This window comes from Alistipes sp. ZOR0009 (assembly GCF_000798815.1).
Lineage (GTDB): Bacteria > Bacteroidota > Bacteroidia > Bacteroidales > ZOR0009 > Acetobacteroides.
The window spans coordinates 1-5,397 of the sequence record NZ_JTLD01000054.1; the positions used below are offsets into that span (position 1 = coordinate 1).

Genomic DNA, 5,397 nt, shown 5'->3' on the forward strand with positions numbered 1-5,397 from the left:
TATCCATAATCAAAATAGTTTTGTTACTTTTTTAACTATACTTCAAACCTATCTATCCCCACTACCAGCTATTCCTCTTTTAACCGTTCCTCGTCCTGTTTATTCTGTGCAGATAGCAAAATAGATACTCTCTATCCTCCGTACTGCGGGCTACAAAATTCCTTTGCGCCCAGTTTAAGCAGCAGACAAAACGAATAGGTATCTGCATGTGCCGTAAATAAGGCCACTTAACACCATCGGCTACCACCCGAACTCGCTATAATAAACATTATTGGCTATACAGGTAAGCGCATGACGAACGCTAGGAATGGTGTTTTCTGGTAAGCTATTCAGGTCGAACCAAGATAAATCATCACATTTATGAGGTTCCCTATTAACAATTTCGCCCTTCCAACTTTTTGCAACAAAAAATAGATCAACCCTTTCGTTGGCCTCATTCATGCCCGCCTTTCGATGCATAACATGCCTTACCTCTAAATCCTTAGATTCTACCAAAACACCTGCCTCTTCTTCAGCCTCTCTAATGATGCACGCAGTAAACGATTCGCCGGGATCGACATGTCCAGCAACCAAGCTGTAGCATCCATCTTCATAACCGGTATTGTACCTTCTTAATAGTAAGGTTTTAGCTCCATTTAGAAAAACGAGGTAGGAGGCTGGTATATTTTTATTCCTTTCTTTCATTCTAAAAAATTTAATACGTTAGAAGGGATGTTCAACCAAACGTAGCAGACAAAGTTACCATGCTTTGGATTATAAGCAACAGGCGGAGGTGTAAGCTGGTTCTCTACCACCAAAGTGAGCAGTAAGCAACCACCTACACCTGTTTATCATACCCCACACTAGCGGTTTGCTGCCGTGTGTCCCTTTACTTCTTCCATTATTTGATGAATTTTACGAACCGTATTTACATTTCGTACCGTCATATTCTTATATAGCGCGGTTCCCATAAGCTTTGCCATACCACTTTTGCTGTAATCCTTACCCGCAACATTCCACAATACGGCACCCGACGAATATTTCACATTATCGGCAGGATTAACAGGCAGCAGCGCTACAACATCGGGGGTGTCAAACTCTTCCCACAAGAACATAACATCCGTTCTCATCACCTCGTTCTTAACCCACGAGGCAGGTAGCTCACGACAGATAGCTTCTATATTTTCCAAATCGCGTATTAAAACCTTTATCTCCAGCTGAAAGTCCTGCTTTATGGCTCGTTCTATTTCAGCGACAATAGTATTTTTCGCTTTGGTCGACTCTTCGAAAATAATATTCCCAGAGTTGATGTAGGTGACAACATTCGTAAATCCAAGTCGCTCAAAAGTAGCCTTAAGCTTCTTCATTTCTACCTTATTGTTACCTCCAACATTTATACCTCTTAGCAGCGCTACGTAAATCATGGTTATTGCTTATCGGTTAATATTATGCTCCAACAGGGTTATAGCCTCCGTGAAATAAATGCTATAGCATCTATTACAACCAAAAATCCGAAAATCTTTTACACGACGTACCACACAGGGCTACTTTTTAATTCTAAATAGAATATACTCCGTCGAATCTGGTTTTCCTGGAGAAATCCGGAGCTCGCTATACCCTTTGCCAAACTCCATAATCGTAGAGACAAACGTATTGGCATTGCAAATTGGCCGTTTAGAAAGAGCATCCGTAATAACCTCCAAGCTGATGTGCCTACTATTTAATGCAACAGCTTTTATTGCCTCCAACCTCTCGTCCGAGAAGCTTACAGATTCAGGAATCGAGCCATACAACGCCTTTAAATAAGATAGGAAGGCGGGGTGATACGAGCTATTTGTAAGAGGCTTGTTGGCATGAAAAGTATACTCTTTTGTAGAGTCTGGCCAATACTCCGTAACCAAGTCGGAGGCGCACTCCAACGATATTACGCTACTATCAGAGCCAACAATATAGTTCTGACCAGAAGCATGCTTAACCCCTCGTATAAAATCCACAGCCTCCTCGAACGATTCCTTTTCTAAAACACCTCGTGCCACACAGCAAACCGGTAATCCGTCAAGCGAGCTCTTTAAGTCGGCAAGAGTATTCTCTGTAATGCCAATATGCCTGTTTACCCCATTCGCCCCTATGTATCCAGCAAAAGTTGTCACCAGCTTTCGCGCTCCTGTCTCCGTATCTACTATGTCTAACAGAACCTCAAAACCATGGTAGAAGGGGGTGATGTCGATGTTTTGGGCGATATAGTTGGGGCTACCATCCCTTTTGCTGTTGTTTACCCCTATAGATGTACAGTGATGCGGTATGCTAATCAACCTTGCGTTTGTCCAAATCTCGTCGACCAGCTGAAATGCGAATATGGTATTAAAATCTATTCCTGAACCGGCGCTTATCCCCCTAATCTCCTCCAACAAATCGGGAGTCCATCTCTTTATCGAAGGGATATAATTGGTCGAGTCGAGAAAGGTTGCAATAAATCTATCTGCCGGTATGCCATATTTTTCTTCGATGTCCCTTTTCCATAATCCAACAAGCTCAGCAATCCTGCTCCTCATAATCTTTCCGTGCTGAAAGCCATTCTCATACGGAGTGCCATTTAGATGTAGAACAGGCAAGCTTGAGTATGCAGTATCAAGCACCACCTCCTTTCTTGAATCGCCACCAGTAGTGGCTGATGCAAGAAAAGCATTAAACACAGCAAAACTCAAAATAAGCAGAAAGCTTTTCATTTGCTTGGATTTTATTTATACCTCAGCCATTCGATGCTGTCCTTACAGCTTGTCCAATACCCATACACACGCTACCTTTTTAATCCCATCATTTTTGTACATCGCGACTACGTGTTGTGTAGCCTTTTTTTAGGACGGGGCATTATACTGCATAACGGTTTCGGGCTTTACGTTGGTGGGCTTTTGAAACCGTAAACTGTCTGCCAGCACCAAAGTTTATTAATTGCTTAAATGTTTCTATTCGCACGGTCCGCCCACTAACGCAAAACCCGTGTTAGTGGCTGCCTTTCTATTATTCGACTGTCGGTTGATTCACATTAAGTGGTAATACACTTTGTAAAATGCTTTCCAATTTTCTTATGTTTTTCTTTTTAAGTTCTTCTGGTGTAAACAAAACACAAAAGAAAATAAAATCATCAAAATCTACAAAACCTGTATATTCAGTTGTCTGATAGGTGTCGATATTAATAGAGCGTAATTTAATTGCACTTCCATCACGTTTAACTGTCGGCAAAAACCTAATTTCTGCTTTGGGGAAATCCTTAAGTGTATAAGCTTCTTGAAATCTCAGAAAATCGTCCAGTGTTTTTATTTCTTCATCTTTGCTTCTAATATTTACATACATCCATTCCTTGCTTTCTCCAGCTTGTTCTAATGTCAGCCCCCGTTGGTAAAGTGTCGCTAACATATTAGGCCTTCTTGTGCCGTCAATAATCCAACCGAAAGGAGCAGGTAAAAGAACACCTTGTTTACCGCTATATGGAAGACCACCGAAACCTTGAAATTGGTGAAGGTCTTTAAAGTTTAGAATGTCGAGTTCTATATCAATTGGGTCAAAGTGTGCACGGCTAATTGCAGCTTTTGAAAAACCTTCTTGTGTTATAAGAAGTCCTTTGTTTGCTTCACAGTCGTTGAGCATTCCAATAAACATCTCAACATCTTTAACGTCAATTTTCTCAGAAAAATATTTACCGTCTACCACGATTCGCATTCGGTGGCCTGCGACATAGTCTTCAATTAAAATGTCAATCTGTCTATCAACTTTTGAATAGCGTCCGGGCACAGTCACGTTATGGGAAATGTCTGCATTTGGAAACATTTCCTTAAAGTAATCGTGAATTTCAACTTCATAATCTTTCCAAGTCATTTTACTATTGTCCTAATTGTATGGGAGTCGTCCTAAGGTTGCCACTAACGGCTGGCGGCATGGGCATTCCGCGGTTGCGGGGCTTCTACCGTCTCAGCCCGCAAAAACCGGCTTGCGGTGGCCAACCTGCCGCGTTGCGCTTCAGCCCGCGGATTGGCTATGCCGCTTGTTGGCAACAGTTTTTTATGGATATGCGACTTTAGAATCTGGCAAGTTCTTAATTCTATTGTCACTCTCTAATTCCTTTAGTAGTCTGTCAAAAAGGTCACGTAAATGTTCAGCCTCCGTTGTTTCAGACTCAGTATTTTCTTTCCAATCAACAATTCGAGTATTCCCATTCACTGTATATTGTATAAAATAACTCATTGATGGAAATTCCCTTACCAATGAAGTTGGTGAGTAATGTTCTGGATACTTAAAGATGTCTATCTTCTTCAACTTATCAAATACATCTTTCTTTAATTTGCTAGGAACTTCATAGCTAATAACCGTATCCCTATGCCAGTCTAATTGTTTTGTGAGTGTATTTTTGTAAGTATTAATCGTGTAAGCATTATTATCCAGTTTTATTATAAAATCAAAATCGTTTGAATATTGACCGAGTGAATCAGTCGACAAGTTATTAATTCCGTATTGGACTATAATCCACACGATTAAAATAACATTCAAAATAATCGAGATTCTATATTTCCATTTCATGCTTTTTCTCTCTTAAAATTGTTGCCAACGGCTGGCGGCATGGGCATTCCGCGGTTGCGGGGCATCTATCGTCTCAGCCCGCTAAAACCTGCCTGCGGGTGCCAACCTACCGCGTTGTGCTTCAGCCCGCGGATTGGCTATGCCGCTTGTTGGCAACAGTTTAATTTATTCATTCAATTTATCGTCAACAGAAACGAGTGGACCTCCAAAGCAATCATATTCACCTGTCAATATACCTCTATTAAAAAGCGAATGCGCATATAAAAGCATTGTCTTATCATCTGGCATTTTCATACTCCACTTTCCACCTTTTACGATATTTACCAAAGAATCAATATTATGAGTATTTTCAAAAGTTTCGTATTCTACTGTTGTGTAGTTATTCATTCCTACATTATTCATTGCAGATTCCTTTGTAAACTCAAAATACATTTCCCTGTTTTTTGATAGTAAACTGTAAATTTTTGCTTCTCCAGTACTGTCGTAATCGATTCCACATTCTTCATGCAAAGCACCTGACAAGAAATTTCCAGATGTACAAATTTCTCGAACCTCTCCAGTCCGTTTATTCTTTGCCTTAATAACTACAAAATATTGAAAAGTCCCCTCGTTTGTTATTGCCTTTATGTAGTTATTATACAAAAGTGTATCTGAACACTTTTCTTTTCTAGCAACCTCATTCGGTATTCCATTTCCGCAGGAAGTTACTTCAACTGTAAACAGTACAAGAATATAAATAATGATTGTTCTCATTTCATCTCTTAATTGTTGCCAACGTTTGGCGGTATGGGCAACAAGTGCTTGCGGGCATCCGTTCCCTCAGCCAGCACTGCCGCTGCTGCGGCG

The 5,397-nt window shown here is 40.6% G+C and carries 6 protein-coding genes; all 6 read right to left on the minus strand.

Annotation, left to right across the window (positions count from 1 at the left end):
* Positions 1-240: 240 nt before the first annotated feature.
* Positions 241-684 carry an NUDIX hydrolase gene (locus L990_RS14570; protein WP_047450888.1) on the minus strand — a complete coding sequence of 148 codons (444 nt, stop codon included), beginning with the start codon at positions 682-684 and terminating at the stop codon, positions 241-243.
* Positions 685-842: 158 nt separating this feature from the next.
* Entirely contained in the window at positions 843-1,403 is a 561-nt protein-coding gene (locus L990_RS14575; protein WP_047450890.1) for a DUF1697 domain-containing protein, read from the minus strand.
* A gap of 120 nt (positions 1,404-1,523) precedes the next feature.
* A complete protein-coding gene (locus tag L990_RS14580; RefSeq protein WP_047450892.1) occupies positions 1,524-2,705 on the minus strand; it encodes a C45 family autoproteolytic acyltransferase/hydolase in 1,182 nt (393 codons plus the stop codon).
* A gap of 292 nt (positions 2,706-2,997) precedes the next feature.
* Positions 2,998-3,852 (minus strand): restriction endonuclease, encoded by an 855-nt coding sequence (locus L990_RS14585; protein ID WP_047450894.1) that lies wholly within the window; start codon positions 3,850-3,852, stop codon positions 2,998-3,000.
* A 183-nt stretch (positions 3,853-4,035) separates the two neighbouring features.
* Positions 4,036-4,551 (minus strand): hypothetical protein, encoded by a 516-nt coding sequence (locus L990_RS14590; protein ID WP_047450896.1) that lies wholly within the window; start codon positions 4,549-4,551, stop codon positions 4,036-4,038.
* 165 nt (positions 4,552-4,716) lie between these two features.
* On the minus strand, positions 4,717-5,304 hold the full coding sequence (locus L990_RS14595; RefSeq protein ID WP_047450897.1) for a hypothetical protein: 588 nt from the start codon (positions 5,302-5,304) through the stop codon (positions 4,717-4,719).
* Between the last annotated feature and the right edge of the window lie 93 nt (positions 5,305-5,397).